Source organism: Streptomyces rugosispiralis (assembly GCF_024505145.1).
Lineage (GTDB): Bacteria > Actinomycetota > Actinomycetes > Streptomycetales > Streptomycetaceae > Streptomyces > Streptomyces rugosispiralis.
Genome location: NZ_JANIAA010000078.1, coordinates 1 through 17,806, shown reverse-complemented (window position 1 = coordinate 17,806; position 17,806 = coordinate 1). Strand labels below are relative to the sequence as shown.

Genomic DNA, 17,806 nt, shown 5'->3' with positions numbered 1-17,806 from the left:
GGTTGCTCAGGACATGACGGCGGCGGGGAGGCGGACCTCGAAGCGGCAGCCGCCGTCGACATTGCGAACCGCCGCCTGGCCGTCGTGGGCCTCGACAATGCCGCGGACGATGGCCAGGCCCAGACCGGCGCCCGCCGGGGGGGTGCGGGCGTCGCTGCCGCGCCAGCCGGTGTCGAAGACGCGCGGGAGGTCCTCCTCCGGGATCCCGCCGCAGCCGTCGGTGACCGACAGCACGACCGTGTCCGCCTCCCGCTCGGCGGACACCGCGACCGTGCCGTCCGCCGGGGTGCGGCGAACCGCGTTGACGAGGAGGTTCCCGAGCACCCGGGTCATCTCCTTGCCGTCCACCTCCACCGGGACGGGGTCCACCCGGTCGCCGATCAGCTGGACGCCCAGCTCGCGGGCGAGCGGATCGACCCCGGCCAGGGCGTCGCCGACCAGGTCGTAGACGGAGATCCGGGTGGGGGTGAGGGAGAGCGCCCCGGCGTGGATGCGGGAGAGCTCGAAGAGGTCGCCGACCATCGTGTTCAGCCGCTCCACCTCGGTGCGTATCCGGCGGAGATAGCGGTCCGGGTCCGGGGCCACCCCGTCCTCCAGCGCCTCGGACATCGCGCGCAGCCCCGCCAGCGGGGTGCGCAGATCGTGGGAGATCCAGGCGACCAGCTCCCGGCGGGAGGACTCCAGGGCGCGCTCACGCTCGCGGGAGGCGGCCAGCTTGGCGCTGGTGGCGGCCAGTTCACGGCCCAGCGCGGCGAGTTCGGCGGTGGCCTGGCCGTCGGGGGCGGCGAAGCTCCCGCCGTCCCCGAAGGAGCGGGCGGCGCGGGCCAGCGCGTTGCTGCGCGCGACCACCCAGCGGCCCAGCAGCAGCGCGGTGGCCAGGGACACCACGGCGGCCATGGCACAGACGGTCGTGACCACCGTCAGGTCGTGCGGGGACAGGAACATCGCCCAGGCGACCGCCAGCGTCCCGGTGAGCATCGCCGTGACCGCGACGGCGGCGACGACGGCCAGGGACACCGCGACCGAACGGCCGCGCACCAGCCGCAGCGCCAGCGCGCCCAGCAGACCTGCCGCCGCCGCGCCGAGGAAGGCGAACACCGCCATGAGGAGCACATCACGCATCGGAGCCCGGCCCCCGTCCCTCGTCCCGCCCCCGGTCCGCGCGTCCCTCGTCCCGCCGCCCCTGGTCTCCGCGTCCCTCGTCCCGCCGCCCCTCGCCGTGGGTCTGGTCGTGGGCCTGGCCGTCGGTCTGGCCGTCGGTCTCGGGCGGGGCGTCGAAGCGGTAGCCGATGCCCCATACGGTCTGGATGAGCCGGGGCGCGGCGGGATCGTCCTCGACCTTTCCGCGCAGCCGCCGCACATGGACGGTGACGGTGGACAGATCGCCGAAGTCCCAGCCCCACACCTCGCGCATCAGCTCCTCGCGGGTGAAGGCCACCCCGGGGTGGCGTAGCAGAAAGGCCAGCAGGTCGAACTCGCGCACGGTCAGGGCTAGCTCCCGGCCGTCCCGGGCGGCGCGCCGGGCCAGGGGGTCGAGGGTGATCCCGGCGCGGTGCGTCACCTCACCCGGGTCGGGGCCGGAGCCCAAGCCGGGGCCGGGGCCGGACAGGCCGGGGACCCGCGGACCGGTCCGGCCGCGCCGCAGCACCGACTCCACGCGCAGCACCAGCTCCCGCGGGCTGAACGGCTTGGTGACGTAGTCGTCCGCGCCGATCTCCAGGCCGAGGATCCGGTCCTCCTCGTCGCCGCGCGCGGTGAGCATGATGACCGGCACCGGGCCCTTGTCCCGGAGCGCGCGGCACACCTCGAGCCCGTCCATGCCGGGCAGCATCAGGTCGAGCACGACCAGGTCCGGCCGGCGGGCGGCGGCGCGGGCGAGCGCCCCGGGGCCGTCGGCGGCCCGGTCCACGGCGAAGCCGGCCCGGCCGAGGTACCCGGCGACGACCTCGGCCACGGTCGGGTCGTCGTCGACGACGAGCACGCGGGTGGGAGAGGGGTTCTGCTGCATGCCCCACAGCGTGACACCGGGTGCGGCACCAGGGGCGCCGGGGAGCCCGCCGCCCGGTCGACGTCCGTGTTTCGTAAGAACCTGAAGCCCGAAATGTCGGTTTCTCCTTCGTAGTGTGGTGCGGGTGACGAACTCGACCACCCCCTGTGCGGACGTCGTCCTGCCGTGTCTGGACGAGGCCGCCGCCCTGCCCTGGGTGCTGGCCCGCATCCCCGACGGTTGGCGCGCCATCGTCGTCGACAACGGCTCCACGGACGGCTCGGCCACGATCGCCCGCGCCCACGGCGCCACCGTCGTCCACGAACCCCGCCGTGGCTTCGGCGCCGCCTGCCACACCGGGCTCCTCGCCGCCGAGGCCGACATCGTGTGCTTCTGCGACTGCGACGCCTCACTCGACCCCGGGCTGCTGACCGCCTTCGTGCGGACCGTGGCGGCGGGCGACGCCGACCTCGTGCTGGGCCGGCGACGTCCCCAGGAGCGGGGGGCCTGGCCGGTGCACGCCCGGCTCGGCAACCTCGCGCTGACCCGCATGCTGCGGCGGCGCACCGGCCTCACGCTGGGCGACCTCGGCCCGCTGCGGGCCGCCCGGCGCGAACCGCTGCTCGCCCTCGGCCTCACCGACCGCCGCAGCGGCTACCCGCTGCAGATGGTCGTGCGGGCCGCCGACGCCGGATGGCGGATCGAGGAGCGCGAGGTGCCGTACCGGCCGCGCACCGGGAAGTCGAAGGTCACCGGCACCTGGCGGGGCACCTGGCACACGGTGCGCGATATGCGCGCCGTGCTGCGCCAGCCGCCGGTGGCCCGCGACCTGGCCACCCCCACGAGGGCCGCGCGGTGAGCGCCACGCCGCACGAGGGTGCCCACGGGGCCGAGGCCCGCTCTGCTCCGGACCGCCTTGATCCTGGACCTGGTACCGCCGACGGGCGGCCGGTCGCCGGTGCGGACGTCCGCATGGACACCGGCTCCCGGGCGGCCCACGGGAACGGGACCACACTGCTCATCATCGCCAAGGAGCCGGTACCCGGGCGGGTGAAGACCAGGCTCACTCCCCCGTACACCCCCGCCGAGGCCGCCGCGCTCGCCGAGGCGTCCCTCGCCGACACACTGCACGCCGCGCTCGCCATGCCCGCCCGGCGCCGGGTGCTGGTGCTCGACGGACGCCCCGGGCCGTGGCTGCCGCCGGGATTCGAGGTGGTGGGGCAGTGCGACGGCGGTCTGGACGAACGGCTCGCCGCGGCCTTCGCCGCCTGCCGGGGCGCCACCCTGCTGATCGGCATGGACACCCCGCAGGTCACCCCCGCTCTCCTCGCGCCCGCGCTGAGCCCGGGGAGCCCGGGGAGCCCGCACGACTGCGACGCCTGGTTCGGCCCGGCCGCCGACGGTGGCTTCTGGGCCCTGGGCCTTGCGGAACCGGACCCCGAACTGCTGCGGGGCGTGCCGATGTCCACCGCCACCACCGGTGCCGCCCAGCGGCGTCGGCTGACGGACGCGGGCCTGCGGGTGCGCGACCTGCCGATGCTGCGCGACGTGGACACGGCCGAGGACGCCGTACGGGTGGCGGCCGACGCCCCGGGCGGGCGGTTCGCCCGGACCCTCGCCCAGTTGTCGCCCCTGTCGTCCCGGACCACCGCCCGATGAGCACGGCCGAGACGGTGCGAGACGGATCGGTGCGAGACGGATCGGTGCGAGACGGATCGGTGCGAGACGGATCGGTGCGCGAGCGGACGTCCGCTCGTCGCGCGGCCGCTCCCTGGCACGCCGACCCCTATGTCCGAGCGCTCCACGCGGGCCGCGGGCCGCTGTTCCTGCGCCGAGCAGACGGCTGGATGCTGCCCCTGGACGTCGAACGCTGGTGTGCGGAGGCCGACGCGGCCGACCGGACGGTGCTGCGGCGCTGCCAGGGCCCGATACTCGACATCGGCTGCGGCCCCGGCCGGCTGGTGGCCGCGCTGGCCCTGCGCGGCCGCCCCTGTCTGGGCATCGACGTCAGTCAGGCGGCGGTCGCCCGTACGGTGCGCGCGGGCGGACCCGCGCTGTGCCGCTCGGTTTTCGAACCGCTGCCCGGCGAGGGACGCTGGGGCACGGCGCTGCTGATCGACGGCAATATCGGCATCGGCGGCGATCCGGGCGCCCTGCTGGCGCGCGTCGCCCAACTCATGGCCCCCGACGGGCTGCTGATCGTGGAGGCCGCGGCGGCGGACGTGGACGAGCGGGTGCGGGTGCGCGTGGACAACGGCCGGGGCGAGGTGGGAACGGCCTTCCCCTGGGCCCGCGTCGGCGTCCGGGCGCTGCTGCGCCACGCACGCGCGGTGGGCTGGAGCCCGGTCGAGCAGTGGACCGCGCGGGACCGGCGGTTCGTATCGCTGCGCCGCATACCGCCCCTGCCCCGGTCCGGCACGGAGCACTGAGCCGTGCCCGCAGCGCTGCGCCGCCTGCTGCGGCCCGGCCGACTCGCCCGGTGGACCGGCCGGGCGCCCGACCAGGCGCCCCGGCGGCACTCCGTCCCGGGCCCTCGACGATCGGCCCCCGACCGCCCCGCACCACCGTCCGACAGCACGGATCAGCCCCGCCCACCGGACTGCCCCGCACCACCGCCCGACAGCACGGACCAGCCCCGCCCACCGGACCGCCCCACCCCGCCCGCGCGGGCGGGGGCCGTCCGCCGGGGGATCGCCCCATTCGCGCTGGCCACGCTGCTCGGCTCGTTGGTCGCCGTTCTCGCCATCACCTTCCGCGGGGACGACTTCCATACCGCGCCCGGCGTGCTGTCCCGCTGGTACGCCATCGCCTGGGCGCTGTTCGCCGCGGCCGCCTGGGTGGTCCGCCGCCTGGGTGCCCGTCAGGCCGCGGTGTTCGTGCTCGCGGGCAGCGCGGCCATCGCGGCCACGGGGCTGCTCGCCCCGCCGCGCACCAGCACCGACGCCTACCGCTACGCCTGGGACGGGCGCGTCCAGGCCGCGGGTATGTCCCCCTATGACCACGCGCCCGAGGACCCCGCGCTCGCTCCGCTGCGCGACCGCTGGCTCTTCCCGCGGGGCGCCGCCTGCCATGGCCCCGACCGCGCCCCCGTCCGCCCCGTCCCCGTCCGCCCCGCCCCCGTACACCCCGCCCCCGTCCGCCCCGCGCCCGGACGTCCCATAGCCGAACGCCCCACACCCAGCACCGTCCCGCGCGCCGACCCGGCACCGGACCATCCGCCGAGCGCCTCCGCCGAGCCGCAGTGCACGCGCCTGAACCGCCCCTCGGTCCATACGATTTATCCTCCCGCCGCAGAGGGCTATTTCTTGCTTGTACACCGCTCGGCGCCGTCAGGTTCCACCCTCCTCCCCCTCCAGACCGGCGGCGCGCTGCTGTCCGTCGCCACCACCGCCGTGCTGCTCGCCGCGGCACGGCGCCGCCGCGACCCCCGCCTCGCGACCGCCCGCGCCGCGCTCTGGGCCTGGTGCCCGGCCGTGCCGGTGGAGGCGGTGAACAACGCCCATGTCGACGCGCTGGGCGTGCTGTTGACCGTCGCGGGCCTCGTCGCCGTCCCCCGCCGCCACGTCCTGGGCGGTGCGCTGCTCGGCGCGGCGACCGCGGCCAAGCTGCTGCCCGCCGTGACCCTGCCCGGCGCGCTCTCCGGCCTCCTCGCCACGGGCGCCACCAAGCCGCTGACCGCGTTCAAGAGGCCCAGGCCCGTCGGCAGTCCCGCCTCGCCGGCCGGGCGGACCCGCCGCGCCGCGGCGATCGTGCTGCCCGCCATCGCCGTCGTCGCGCTGGGCTACCTCCCGTACGTCCTGCTCTCGCACTCCTCCGTCCTCGGCTATCTCACCGGCTATGTGGCCGAGGAGGGCTATGAGACGGGCTCCACCGCCGCCGACGACAAGAACCGCTACGCCCTGCTGCGTCTGCTCCACCCCGACCCGGAGACCTGGGCCCTCCCCGTGATCGCCGCCGTCCTGCTCGTGGTCGTGGCCCGGGTGCTGCTGCGCGGCGACCCCCAACGGCCCTGGCGCGGCGCGCTGGTGGTGACCGGGACCGCGTTCCTGCTGATGACGCCCGGCTACCCCTGGTACGCGCTGCTGGTGGTGGCGCTGGTGGCCCTCGACGGGCGCTGGGAATGGCTCGGCCTGCCGCTCGCGGGAGTCGCCCAGTATGTGACGGCCCGTGCGGTGGACGACGGCGCGTGGGTCGGAACGCTGGGCTACGCGGCCGCCGGCGCGGCGGTCATGGTCGGCTGGGCCCTGCGGGCCCGGCAGGCCCGGCGGGCGGCTTCCGCTCCCCGCCCGAAGCGCCCGAAGCACCCGAAGCGCCCGAAGCCGCCTCCCCGGCCCCACCCCCGGCCCCCGGGCGACTCCGCCACCCCCGGATCGCCATCCGGATCACCAGCCACAGGGCCGAGACCCCGAAGAGTACGGCGGTGATCAGCAGCCAACGCGGCCAGAAGACGTCGGGGCTCAGCCCGGTCGCGTTCTCGTAGCGGCGCTCCTGCCGGCCGAGGATCAGCGGAAACCACACCAGCAGCAGCACACCGGAGACGAAGGCGGGCACCCGCACATGGTTGATCCACCGGGCCGGGGCCGGGAGCGCGGCCGCCACGGCGCGGTCGGCGAGCGCGTACAGCGGCAGCAGCACCAGGTCGTGGAGGACGGCGGCGCCGACGAACCACAGCACGATCCCGAACCAGTCGCCGCTCAGCAGCCTGACCCCGGCGTAACCGGTCAGCGCGAAGGAGCACAGCAGCAGCACCAGCCGCAGCGGCGACTCCCCGTCCAGCCGCCGCAGCCCAACACGGCTCCGCCCAAGAAACCTCACACCGTCCCCCCGAAGCCCAAGAAACCTCACACCGTCCCCCCGAAGCCGGGGAAGCCTCACCCCGTCCCTCCGAAGCCCGAGAAACCTCACACCGTCCCCCCGAAGGACAGCCGCCCGACCCACTTGGTGTTGTGCACACCCGGAGCCCCGGGCACGATCACCCGCGCCGGATAGCCGTGGTCCGGCGACAGATCCGCGCCGTTGACCTTCAGCGCCAGCAGCGAGCGCGGGTCGCGGACCTGGTGCTCGCTCAGCACGACGCTGCGGAAGGAGCCGTGCCGCTGCACCGACTCCACCAGCACCCTCGGCGGCCGGTCGGCATGCCCCACCAGCGCGGCGAGGTCCGCCAGCCGTACCCCCTCCCACCGCTGGTCGGTCGTGGACCACCCCTCCACGCAGGCGATGGGCAGCGCGGCGCCGTGGTGCTCCAGCCGCAGCAGCCGCTCCCGGGTGAGGACGGTCTCGCGGCCCGCCGCGCCCCGTACCACCAGCCGCCAGTCGGGGCCGATGTCGCGGGCGCGGATGCCGACGGCCACGGCGGTCTTGTTGATCTGGAAGCCGTTCGGGCCCCGGCCCGGCTCACGCCCGTGCGGGGCGAGCAGCGCGGTCGTACGCAGCGGGCCGCCGATGCTCTGACCGGCCGTCACCACCAGCAGCGCGAAGGAGCCGGTGCCGACCATGGCGAGCGCGCCCCGCCGCGACATGGTCGGGGCGGCGGGCCGCGGGCTGACCAGACCGGTCTCGTCCGGCGGCTCCGGCCGGGTGTCGGAGGTACGGGTGCGCAGTTCGGCCCGCGGCTCGCGGCCGCGCAGCGTCCGCACCATGAGCGGGAGCCGCAGCGCCACATGGACCACGAGGGCGGCCATGAAGATCCACGCCCCGTAGAAGTGCAGCGGGTAGAAGGAGCCGGGGAAGACGTAGTCCAACTGGACGTTGAGCACGCCGGTCGCGAACTCGAACAGCCCCCCGCCGACCAGCAGGAGCAGCGAGAGCCGCTCCAGCGCGTGCCCCAGGGACCGCACCGGCGGCCACGCGAACAGCTTGGGGATGACCGACCACAGCTTGGCCAGCAGCACGGGGACGAGCACGACCCCGAGCGTGACGTGCACCCCCTGGGTGACGCGGTAGAGCCAGGAGGGGTCGGTCGGCCAGGAGAAGAGGTAGAAGCCCAGCAGCCCCTTGTCCGGTGTCTGGTCGTTGACCGGCGACAGATCGGGGTTGTAGGCGGCGTACGACAGCAGTCCGGTCACGAAGAGCACGGGGATGCCGAAGAGCAGGACCAGGCCGAAGACGGACGTCAGCCAGGGGCCGCGGAGCGGGCTGCGCCACAGGGCGCGGCGATCACGGTCAGTACGGGGAGGGTGGCTCATGGCATGACCGTAGGACCGCGGCGCCGCCTCCAGCGGCCTTGAAGCCATGACGAAACGGTGACGTCACGGCCCCAGGCCGGGAAGATCTGACGGTCCGATGACAGCGCGCGGCGCGGCGGCCCGGCGGCGGGCTCGGCGACGTAGCGTGACGTCGTGAAGCTCCCTCTCCGCAACGGCGTCGCCATCCAGCCCGCCCAGGACGACACCCGGACCGGCCGTCGCCGGGACGTGCTCGCCGCCGCTGCCGCCGCCGTGCTCTTCGCCGTCGCCGCCGTCGTCGGCACCCTGATCCAGCGGGCCGATCACTCCCTGTACGTCGACTGGGCGCCGCTGTACGCCGATTGGCTGCCCCATGCGGGCCCCGGTACGCCGCTCGCCCTGGCCGTCGCCGCGGCGGTCGTCCGCCACGGCCACCGGCTCGCGGCGCGGCTGCCGTGGCGGGGGCTGCTGGGGGCCGTCTGGGCAGCGACCATGGCCTGGATCTGGTCGCTGGCGCTGGTCGACGGATGGCGGCGCGGGGTGGCGGAGCGGCTGACGGCGCCCCATGAGTATCTGCGCGGCATCGACCGGTTCCAGGACATCGGCGCGGCCCTGCGCGGCTTCACCGGCCATATCCTGCTCACTCAGCCCGACCACTGGCCCGCCCATATCGCGGGCCATCCGCCGGGCGCCGTGCTCACCTTCGTGGGGCTGGACCGGCTGGGCCTGGGCGGGGGCGGCTGGGCGGGGGCCTTCTGCGTCACCGTGGGCGGCTCGGCGGCGGTCGCGATCCTGGTCGCGCTGCGCGCCCTGGGGCAGGAGCGGGCCGCGCGTACGGCCGCGCCGTTCCTGGTCCTGGCGCCCGGGGCGGTATGGGTGGGGGCCTCGGCGGACGGCTACTTCGCGGCCGTCGCGGCCTGGGGGCTCGCGCTGCTGGCGCTCGCGGCGACGCGTACGGTCCGGGCGCCCGGGGCGGTCGCGTTCGGCTCCGGGCTGCTGCTGGGGCTGACGGCCTATCTCTCGTACGGTCTGACGCTGCTGGCGCTGCTCGCCGCCGCCGTACTGCTGCTGGCCCGCACCGCGCGGCCGCTGCCCTTCGTTCTGACCGGGGTGGCGGTGGTGGCCGGGGCGTTCACGCTGGCCGGGTTCCGGTGGTGGGAGGGGTACTCCCTGCTGGTCGAGCGCTACTACCAGGGCGTGGCCGCCGATCGCCCGTACGCGTACTGGGTCTGGGCCAATCTGGCCGTCGCGTCGGTGGCCGCGGGGCCCGCCTGTGTCGCGGGGGCGCGGCGGATGCTGTCGGCGGTGCCGGACGCCGCCCGGCGGCTGCGCCCGAGCGGTCCTGGCGGGTCTGGCGGGTCTGGCGGGCCTGGCGGGCCTGGCGGGCCTGGCGGGTCTGGCGGGTCCGATGGTCCCGGCGCCCCGGACGGGCTCGTCGTGCTGACCTTCGCCGCGCTGCTCGCGCTCGTCGTGGCCGATCTGTCCGGGATGAGCAAGGCCGAGACGGAGCGGATCTGGCTTCCCTTCCTGGTCTGGCTGCTGCCGACCACCGCACTGCTGCCCGCTCGTGATCGCCAGCGATGGCTCCTGGTCCAGGCCTGCCTCTCACTGCTCATCAACCACCTGCTTCTGACTGGTTGGTGAGGATGACTGATGTGAAGGGCACGTGATACTTCTGTGATACTGAGGGGGACGTACATCTGTACTGTTGCCAGGGGGCGGGACCCGTGAAGGCGCTGGAGATCGTGAAAGCGTTGAAGGCTTTAAGCGCGAGAAACGCCTATGGCGTGGCCGCGCCCATAGGCGCGCTGACGGCCGTGGCCGTCGTGGTGGCGCTGCTGATAGCCCTGACCTCGCCGGGGGACGCGGGGGGCACACAGGACGGGGACCTGCCCGCGGCCGCGGCCTCCCCCAAGTCGGACCGGGTGCCCAGGGAGCCCAAGAAGGAAGACAAGTACGCCCATTGGGACGGCAAGGCCAAGGTGCTCGGGGACGGCTCCACGTCCTACACCGGACCGCAGCCGCACCAGCTCAAGCCCGAGAAGCTCAAACCGGGTGAGAAGCCGCCGCAGTTCGTGGTCTTCTCCTGGGACGGCGCGCTGGAGAACGACGACCATCTCTTCTCCCGCTTCCGCGAGGTGGCCAAGGAGACCAACGCCACCATGACGTTCTTCCTGAGCGGCATGTATCTGCTGCCCAAGTCGAAGAGCGACCTCTATCGGCCGCCCCAGCACAAGCCGGGCTCGGCCGCCATATCCTTCCCCACCGACGAGCACATCAGGGAGACCCTGGAGCAGTTGCGCGGGGCCTGGCTGGACGGCAACGAGATCGGCTCCCACTTCAACGGCCATTTCTGCGGCGCCAAGGGCGGGGAGGACTGGTCCACCGAGGAGTGGAAGAGCGAAACGGAGCAGGCGTATTCATTCGTGAAGCGGTGGAAGACGAACACCGGCTTCACCGACATCGATCCGCTGCCGTTCGACTATGACGTGGAGCTGGTGGGCGGGCGGGCGCCGTGCCTGGAGGGCCAGAAGACGCTGATACCGGCGATCAAATCCCTCGGCTGGCGCTATGACGCGAGTTCCCCGGGCGACTTCCAGCTCTGGCCGTCCAAGATCGATGGAATCTGGAACTTCCCGCTGCAGCTGGTGCCGTATCCGGAGAGCGAGAAGCAGGTCCTCTCGATGGACTTCAACTTCCTCTTCAACCAGTCCGGTGACAGCACCGAGGGCGATCCGGCGAAGTACGCGGAGTGGGAGCGGCTGACCCGCCAGGGATATCTGAACGGCTTCGAGCGGGTCTACAACGGCAGCCGGGCGCCGCTGTTCATCGGCAATCACTTCGAGACCTGGAACGGCGGCATATACATGCAGGCCATCGAGGACGTGATGAGGAGTGTCTGCCGCCGCGACGGAGTGCGGTGCGTGTCGTTCAAGCAGCTCGCCGACTGGCTGGACGCCCAGGACCCGAAGGTCCTCGAGAAGCTGCGGATGCTGGACCCGGCGGAATCGCCGGAATGGTCCACGTACACCAAGACCAAGTAAGCGGTCCCGTTGCGGGGCCCTTTCCGCCGGTGCGGCTCATACCGGGATAGCTCGTTCCGTCCGTGCGACTCGTTCCGTCCGTACGGCTCATACCGACGCGGCTCATACCGGGATAGCTCATTCCGCCGCGCCGTCCGTCATATAGCTCTTCCAGATGTCCTTGGGGTAGGTGTCGCCCGAAGTGTCCGCGCCGCCCCCGCCCATTCCCTTGAGCGGCATCAGCTCCTGCGACTTCGGATCCACCCGGGACAGCGAGACCGCCGTCGAGAGCTTCTTGGTGTACCCGACGAACCAGGCGGAGGTGCCGTCCTGCGCCGTGCCGCCCTTACCGGCGACATCGCCACCGGCCACGGCGGCCTCGTGCGCCGAACCGTCCGGGCTCTGGACCGCGCCGCGCAGCGCGTCGTCCACCTGCGTCGCGACCTCCGCGCTGAAGGCCCGCTTGGCGCGGTCCTTGCGCAGCTCGAGCTTCTGCCCGCCGTGGGTGAGCCCGCTCACCGAGTACGGCGCGTAGTGCGTGCCTTCGGCGGCGAACGTCCCGTAGGCGCTGGCCATACGGATGGAGCTGGGCGTCGCGGTGCCGAGCGAGAACGCGGGCACCCGCGCGCCGAAGCTGCTGGGCAGCAGCCCCGAGTCGATGGCCGCCCGCCGGACCCGGTCCAGGCCGACGTCCATGCCCAGCTGGATCATCGGGGTGTTGATGGACCGCACGATCGCCTGGCGCAGCGGGACCTGCCCATAGGAGGCGTCGTCGTCATTGGTGGCCCGCACGATCTTGCCGCCGCGGTCCCAGTACGGGCCCTCGGGCGTATGCACCGCGATCTTGTTGTCGCCGTCGTAGAGCGTCGAGGGCGTCACGGGCGTCCGGGCCCCGTTGCGCTCCAGCAGAACGCCGTCGCGCAGCGCCGCGGCGTAGACGAAGGGGGTGAAGGCGGTGCCGGCCGGGACGGTGGAGGCGTTCGCGTCGTTGAATCCCTGCTCCAGATAGCCGGGGCCGCCGTACAGCGCGCGGATGGCGCCTCCCGGGGCCACGGACGCGGCGCCTATGCGCACATGGCGGTCCTCGGGGCGCTGCTCGGGGTCGAGGTTGTCCCGGGTCTTCTCGACCGCCTTGGCGAGCGCCTGAACCCTCGGCTTCTCGAAGGTGGTGTGGATCTGATAGCCGCCCAGGTCGAAATCGGCGTCGGATATGTCGGTGTGGGAGCTGACATACGCCTTGGCCGTCTCCACCAGATAGCCGACCTGGCCGGTGAGCCCCACCGGCTTGGGCTGCGCCTTGGGCTCGGGGAACGTCGTATAGCGCGCCCGCTCGGACTTGGACAGCTTTCCGATGTCCACCATCCGGTCCAGCACCCACTTCCAGCGGTCGACGGCCCGCTTGTGGTTCTTGGCGCTGAGCGTCGGATCGAAGGTCCCGGCGCCCTTGAGCAGCGAGGCGAGCAACGCGCCCTCGCTCGCGTTGAGTTCCGAGACGTCCTTGCCGTAGTACGCGTACGCGGCCCGCTGAATGCCGTAACTGCCGCGTCCGAACCAGCTGGTGTTCAGATAGCGCTGGAGGATCTCCGGCTTGCTCATCCGGTCGTCCAGCTTGATGGCCATGAACATCTCGGTGAGCTTGCGGGAGAACGTCTGGCGCTGATTCAGATAGGCGTTCTTCACATACTGCTGGGTGATGGTCGAGCCGCCCTGTGTCTCACCGCCCGTCACCATCCGCGTCACGGCGCGCATCAGCCCGCTCGGGGACACTCCGCTGTCGGTGTAGAAACTGGCGTTCTCGGCGGCGAGCACCGCCCACTGGACCTTTTCCGGCACCTTGTGCAGCGGCACTTCCTGCCGGTTGACCGGGCCGGTGCGGGCCATCTCGGAGCCGTCGGCCCAGTAGTAGACGTTGTCCTGCTGGGTGGCGAAGTCGTTGAGGTTCTTCGGGATGTCGGTCTGCAGATACAGAAAACTCAGCAAACCGGTCAGACTGCCGAGGCAGAACAGGAAGAGCAGGGCGATCTGACGCCACGACGGCAGCCAGCGCGTCACACCGCGCCGCCCCGCCCGGGGGTAGTCCAGCCGGATCCGCGCGGCCGCCCAGCGGCGCAGCCGCATCCCCCGGCTCCTCGAGGACGGCTTACGCCGGTGCTTGCGGTGCTTCCCCATGGCGTTGTCGCTGCTGCCCAGCACGTGTTTCCCCCACGCTCGCTCCGCGCGCGGGCGCGGCACAAAGGTGTGATCTTCCATCCCCCCAGACCAGACCGATCCTATTTTCCCCTCCGAACGTCTGTCGCCACAGGGCCCCAAATTTTTGTAACAGTGACCATATTCAGGGACTCCACCCACCCGGTGACCTTTCGCACCGCCCGAGTCGCCCCTGGCCACCGCCCGAGTCGCCCCTGGCCACCGCCCGAGTCGCCCTGGCCACCGCCCGAGTCGCCCTGGCCACCGCCGGACAGCCACGGCCCGCGGGGACGCCCCGCCGTGACACCCCGAAGCTCAAATGAACCTCTGAACCACGCGGCCGGGGGATTCGTCCTCCCTGTACGGGGTCATCACCCCGGCACGCGAGAACACACCGCGGGGGACGCGGTAGTACGGAACGAGGAGGGGGAGCCATGGTGCGCCTCGGTACCGGAATCGGCTGGCGACCGGAGATCGCCGAAGACATCGCGCGGCTGCCCGGCATCGACTGGGTGGAGGTGGTGGCGGAGAACATCTGCCCCGACCATGTGCCGGACGCGCTCCGGCGGCTGCGCGAGCGCGGGACCACGGTGGTCCCGCATGGGGTGTCGCTCGGCCTCGGGGGAGCCGAGCGGCCCGACCCCGGCCGGCTCCGAGCGCTGGCCGAACGGGCCGAGGCGTTGGGCTCGCCGCTGGTCACCGAGCACATCGCGTTCGTCAGGGCCGGGGGGCCGCTGACCGCGTCACCGGCCATGGAGGCCGGGCACCTGCTGCCGGTGCCGCGGACCCGTGACGCGCTGGACGTGCTGTGCGAGAACGTACGCATCGCGCAGGACGCGCTGCCGGTGCCACTCGCGGTGGAGAACATCGCGGCGTTGATCTCCTGGCCCGGCGAGGAGATGACGGAGGGCCAGTTCCTGGCCGAGCTCGTGGAGCGCACCGGGGTGCGGCTGCTCATCGACGTGGCCAATCTGCACACCAACCACGTCAACCGGGGCGAGGACCCGGCCAAGGCGCTGGACGAGCTGCCCACGTCGGCGATCGCCTACGTCCATGTGGCGGGCGGGGTGGAGCGGAACGGGGTGTGGCACGACAGCCACGCCCATCCGGTGACCCAGCCGGTGCTCGACGTGCTCGCCGAGCTGTGCGCCCGTACGACGCCGCCCGGAGTGCTGCTGGAGCGCGACGAGGACTTCCCGGCGGCCGAGGAGCTAGCGGGCGAGCTGGACGCGATCCGCGCGGTGACGGTGACGACGGCGGGGGCCGGCGTCGCCGAGGATGCGGTGCGGACGTCCGCCGTACCCGACGCTCCGGTGCCGGACACCGTCCGGGAGCGGCTGGCGCTCGCCCAGGCCGCGCTGCTGTCCGCGCTGGTCGGGGGCACCCCACCGCCCGAGGGCTTCGACCGGCGGCGGCTGCGGGTGCAGAGCGCGGCGCTGACCGCGAAGCGGGCGTCCGTGATCGCCAAGGTGGCCCCGGAGCTGCCCGAGATCCTGGGCACCGGCTACCGCCCGGCGTTCGCGCGGTACGCCGACGGCCGCCCGATGACCGGCGGCTACCGCCGCGACGCGATGTCGTTCGCCGAGCATCTGCTGGCGGACGGCCGGCCCGAGGACGCGGCCGCCCGGCGCCGGCTGACGCTGTGGTGGCAGGAGCGGTCCGGACCCGCGCCCCTGTCGTCCCATCCGGCGGCGCGGCTGGCCCGCCGGGTCCGGCTCGCGCTGAGCGTTGGGCGGTGAGCGGCGTGGGCGCGATAGTGAGCCTGTGCTACCTGGCGGTCGCGGTGTCGTCGGTGGTGCTCATCGTGGGTACGGTCCGGGCCCGGCGCAAGGAGGCCCCGGGGACGGTGTACGCCCGGGCGCATGACCTGCTGGAGGCGGCGTTCCTGGCGGGCGGGCCGGGGCGGGTGGCGGACACCGTGATCAGCGCCATGTACGCGGACGGGCGGCTGGCGATCGGCGACCCCGGCGTGGTCTCGGTACGGCAGCCGGTCGCGCACGGCCCGGTCGAGGAGGAGTTGCTGCGACTGTGCGCCATCTCCCCGCACGGCGCCCTGAAGTGGCTGCGCCGGGAGCTGATGCGCACTCCGGCGGTGCAGGCGATCGGCGACCAGTTGGCGGGGCGCGGGCTGATGGTGCGTCCGGATGCCCTCCGGTTCTGGCGGGGGCTGGCCCGGCTCCAGGTCGGGCTCTGCTTCGCGGGCACGTTCCTGGGCATCGCGATGGCCATCAACATCACGGACAGCGATGAACTTCCGCTGATCCTGAAGATCGCCCCCGCGCTGTTCACCGGCTTCCTCGTCGGCGGAATCTGCGCCGCTGCGGGCAAGCGCCGGATGACCGCCGCCGGGCAGCGGGCGCTGGCGACGTACCGGAGGGAGTCGGGGGTCGGTCTACGGCGCGCCCGGTCCATCGGCCAACCGGCGGCGGTCCCCGCGGCGGTCGTCGTCGCGCTGACCGGTGCGGCCGCCCTCGCGGACGATCCGCTGCTGCGGGCCCAGTTGCTGGACGCGCAGAAGGTGCCCACCACATCGGGGGCGTCGGCCGACTCGGGTTCGTGGGGGTCGTCGGGGACCTCGGACTCCGGCGGCGGATCGTGGTGCGGAGGTGGCGGCGGCGGAGGCGGCGGTTCCGGCTGCGGAGGCTCGTCCTGCGGCGGTTCGTCCTGCGGCGGGGGCGGAGGCGGCGGCGGTTCGGGCTGCGGTGGGGGCGGAGGCGGCGGCGGTTCGGGCTGCGGTGGGGGCGGCGGTTGCGGAGGCGGCTGAGCCGCCACGCCGAAGGCCGCGTCACGGCCGGGAGACCGGCGGGTCTTTCCCCTCCCCGCCCCTTCCCGATACCAGGGGCTCCGCCCCTGGACCCCGGAGGTCAGGGGCGAAGCTACGCCACGCGGCGGAGCCGCATATCGGTGCCCGCAGGAAGGAGCGGAGCCCCGGGCTGGGGACTGGGGCGGGACCCCCGGCCGGGGACTGGGGCGGAACCCCCGCCCAGGGACTGGCGCGGAACCACCGCCCAGGGACTGGCGCGGAACCCCCACCCAGGGACTGGCGCGGAACCCCCACCCAGGGACTGGCGCGGAACCCCCACCCAGGGACTGGCGCGGAACCCCCACCCAGGGACTGGCGCGGAACCCCCGGCCGGGGGCTGGGGCGGAGTCCCAGTTGTGGGAAGGGGCGGGGAGGGGGACAGCCCACCGCAGGGGGCGTGATCCGTCGGACGCACCGTCACGGGTCTGCGCGGCGCGAGCCGCATGCGTGCGAGTCGTTCATATCGTGAAAACCGTGGCGCGGTCGTGGCCGGGTCGAGTAGAACTCGGCCATGTTGTGGGTCCTCTTCCTGCTCGTCGCATGGGGCGCGGCGGTCGTCAGTTGCACGCGGCTGTGCCTGGCGGCGGTGGCCGCCGCTCAGCCGATGGAGCCCGATCCGGGGGCTGACGCGAAGGGGCTGAGCCTGTACGAGGCGGCGTTCCTGTCCGGCGGGCCGCGGCGGGTGGGGGATCTGGCGCTCGTGACGATGTACCGGGAGCGGCGGCTGCTGCTCGCGCACACCGGCTGGGTCACCGTCGTGGATCCGGACGGGCGGGACGAGCTGGAGCGGGCCGTGATCAGCGCGATAGGGCCGGAGGGGCAGGCCCCGGTGCGGCCGGTGCGGGCCTCGCTCGCCACGGCCACCCCGGTGCGGGCGCTGGGCGACCGGCTGGTCGCGGCGGGGCTCGCGGTGCCCGCCTCGGCCCGTACGAATGTGGCGGTCGCGGTGCGGCATGTGCGGGCGGCCTGCGCGCTGGTGCTGGTGACGGCGGCCGCCGCGCTGCTGCTGGTGCCGCCCGCGGCGGGGCGCGGCCCGGCGGCCGCGTGGTTCGTGCTGCCGCTGCTGCTGACGGTGAGTTGTCTGCTGATCGCCCGGGTCGAGGCGCATCCGTACTCGCGGTGGGCCTCCCCCGCCGGTCAGCGGCTGCTGGGCCGGATCGACGTGCCCCCGCGGCGGACCCTCGCCCAGCGCTCCGGCGGCGACGCGGACGCCGGAGCCGACGACGGCGACGGCGACCTGCTCACCGCGCTCGCCGTGCACGGCACCGCCGCCCTCCACGACCCGGCGCTGCGCGCGGCCCTGAAGACGCATTGGGGTCATTGACCCCGACACCGCGGCCCGGTGCTTTACATGGTCATCCGGCGCGCCAAATATCCCTTTCATCGCGCGACACACGAAGGGATGGCCAGTGAGAGCAGCAGCGCTGTACGGCATCCTCGGGCCGCTGTCCCTGTCGCTGGCCATGAGCGCGCTGCTCGCGACGCCCGCCACCGGCCGCCCGCTCGCGGCGCCCACCGCCCCCGCCACGACGCTCACGACCCCCACCGCGTCCACCAGGTCCGTCACGGCCGCGGCCGGTGCGGCGGGCGCGCCCCCCCCCCCCCCCCCCCCCCCCCCCCCCCCCCCCCCCCCCCCCCCCCC

13 protein-coding genes are annotated in these 17,806 nt (G+C 73.8%); 9 read left to right on the top strand and 4 right to left on the bottom strand.

Annotated elements, in window-relative coordinates:
• Positions 1-6: 6 nt before the first annotated feature.
• Together NP777_RS45775 and NP777_RS45770 are read right to left on the bottom strand one after the other, a co-directional pair.
• A complete protein-coding gene (locus NP777_RS45775; RefSeq protein WP_256656130.1) occupies positions 7-1,122 on the bottom strand; it encodes a sensor histidine kinase in 1,116 nt (371 codons plus the stop codon).
• Entirely contained in the window at positions 1,115-2,008 is an 894-nt protein-coding gene (locus NP777_RS45770; RefSeq protein ID WP_256656129.1) for a response regulator transcription factor, read from the bottom strand. Before NP777_RS45770 ends, NP777_RS45775 begins: the two co-directional genes overlap by 8 nt.
• Positions 2,009-2,123: 115 nt before the next feature.
• On the opposite strand from NP777_RS45770, the gene NP777_RS45765 reads away from it, so the two are divergent.
• From NP777_RS45765 to NP777_RS45750, 4 genes are all read left to right on the top strand, one after another.
• The gene (locus NP777_RS45765; protein WP_256656128.1) at positions 2,124-2,846 is read left to right on the top strand and encodes a glycosyltransferase family 2 protein; all 723 of its coding nucleotides are present in this window, start codon (positions 2,124-2,126) and stop codon (positions 2,844-2,846) included.
• A gap of 113 nt (positions 2,847-2,959) precedes the next feature.
• On the top strand, positions 2,960-3,646 hold the full coding sequence (locus NP777_RS45760) for a TIGR04282 family arsenosugar biosynthesis glycosyltransferase (RefSeq protein WP_256656127.1): 687 nt from the start codon (positions 2,960-2,962) through the stop codon (positions 3,644-3,646).
• Positions 3,643-4,416 carry a methyltransferase domain-containing protein gene (locus NP777_RS45755; RefSeq protein WP_256656126.1) on the top strand — a complete coding sequence of 258 codons (774 nt, stop codon included), beginning with the start codon at positions 3,643-3,645 and terminating at the stop codon, positions 4,414-4,416. Before NP777_RS45760 ends, NP777_RS45755 begins: the two co-directional genes overlap by 4 nt.
• Positions 4,417-4,731: 315 nt before the next feature.
• Positions 4,732-6,411: a glycosyltransferase 87 family protein gene (locus tag NP777_RS45750; protein ID WP_391858709.1), complete on the top strand. Its 1,680-nt coding sequence runs from the start codon at positions 4,732-4,734 to the stop codon at positions 6,409-6,411.
• A gap of 477 nt (positions 6,412-6,888) precedes the next feature.
• Here the strand turns inward: NP777_RS45750 and NP777_RS45745 are convergent, their stop codons facing one another.
• A complete protein-coding gene (locus NP777_RS45745; protein WP_256656125.1) occupies positions 6,889-8,172 on the bottom strand; it encodes a molybdopterin-dependent oxidoreductase in 1,284 nt (427 codons plus the stop codon).
• Between the two features lie 153 nt (positions 8,173-8,325).
• Here NP777_RS45745 and NP777_RS45740 point away from each other — a divergent pair, with 153 nt between their 5' ends.
• Together NP777_RS45740 and NP777_RS45735 are read left to right on the top strand one after the other, a co-directional pair.
• Positions 8,326-9,795: a hypothetical protein gene (locus NP777_RS45740; RefSeq protein ID WP_256656124.1), complete on the top strand. Its 1,470-nt coding sequence runs from the start codon at positions 8,326-8,328 to the stop codon at positions 9,793-9,795.
• A 143-nt stretch (positions 9,796-9,938) separates the two neighbouring features.
• Entirely contained in the window at positions 9,939-11,195 is a 1,257-nt protein-coding gene (locus NP777_RS45735; RefSeq protein WP_256656123.1) for a hypothetical protein, read from the top strand.
• Positions 11,196-11,312: 117 nt separating this feature from the next.
• Here NP777_RS45735 and NP777_RS45730 read toward each other — a convergent pair whose 3' ends face one another.
• Positions 11,313-13,292, bottom strand: coding sequence for a transglycosylase domain-containing protein (locus NP777_RS45730; RefSeq protein ID WP_256656131.1), 1,980 nt, complete (start codon positions 13,290-13,292; stop codon positions 11,313-11,315).
• 503 nt (positions 13,293-13,795) lie between these two features.
• On the opposite strand from NP777_RS45730, the gene NP777_RS45725 reads away from it, so the two are divergent.
• From NP777_RS45725 to NP777_RS45715, 3 genes are all read left to right on the top strand, one after another.
• Positions 13,796-15,100: a DUF692 domain-containing protein gene (locus tag NP777_RS45725; RefSeq protein WP_256656122.1), complete on the top strand. Its 1,305-nt coding sequence runs from the start codon at positions 13,796-13,798 to the stop codon at positions 15,098-15,100.
• Between the two features lie 5 nt (positions 15,101-15,105).
• On the top strand, positions 15,106-16,125 hold the full coding sequence (locus NP777_RS45720; RefSeq protein WP_256656121.1) for a TIGR04222 domain-containing membrane protein: 1,020 nt from the start codon (positions 15,106-15,108) through the stop codon (positions 16,123-16,125).
• 550 nt (positions 16,126-16,675) lie between these two features.
• Positions 16,676-17,488 (top strand): TIGR04222 domain-containing membrane protein, encoded by an 813-nt coding sequence (locus tag NP777_RS45715; RefSeq protein WP_256656120.1) that lies wholly within the window; start codon positions 16,676-16,678, stop codon positions 17,486-17,488.
• Positions 17,489-17,806 lie beyond the last annotated feature (318 nt).

Coding starts and splice junctions, on each gene's coding strand:
- NP777_RS45775 (WP_256656130.1), bottom strand. CDS start 1,122: ATGCGTGATGTGCTCCTCATGGCGGTGTTCGCCTTCCTCGGCGCGGCG.
- NP777_RS45770 (WP_256656129.1), bottom strand. CDS start 2,008: ATGCAGCAGAACCCCTCTCCCACCCGCGTGCTCGTCGTCGACGACGAC.
- NP777_RS45760 (WP_256656127.1), top strand. CDS start 2,960: ATGGACACCGGCTCCCGGGCGGCCCACGGGAACGGGACCACACTGCTC.
- NP777_RS45755 (WP_256656126.1), top strand. CDS start 3,643: ATGAGCACGGCCGAGACGGTGCGAGACGGATCGGTGCGAGACGGATCG.
- NP777_RS45745 (WP_256656125.1), bottom strand. CDS start 8,172: ATGAGCCACCCTCCCCGTACTGACCGTGATCGCCGCGCCCTGTGGCGC.
- NP777_RS45730 (WP_256656131.1), bottom strand. CDS start 13,292: ATGCGGCTGCGCCGCTGGGCGGCCGCGCGGATCCGGCTGGACTACCCC.
- NP777_RS45725 (WP_256656122.1), top strand. CDS start 13,796: ATGGTGCGCCTCGGTACCGGAATCGGCTGGCGACCGGAGATCGCCGAA.
- NP777_RS45715 (WP_256656120.1), top strand. CDS start 16,676: ATGTTGTGGGTCCTCTTCCTGCTCGTCGCATGGGGCGCGGCGGTCGTC.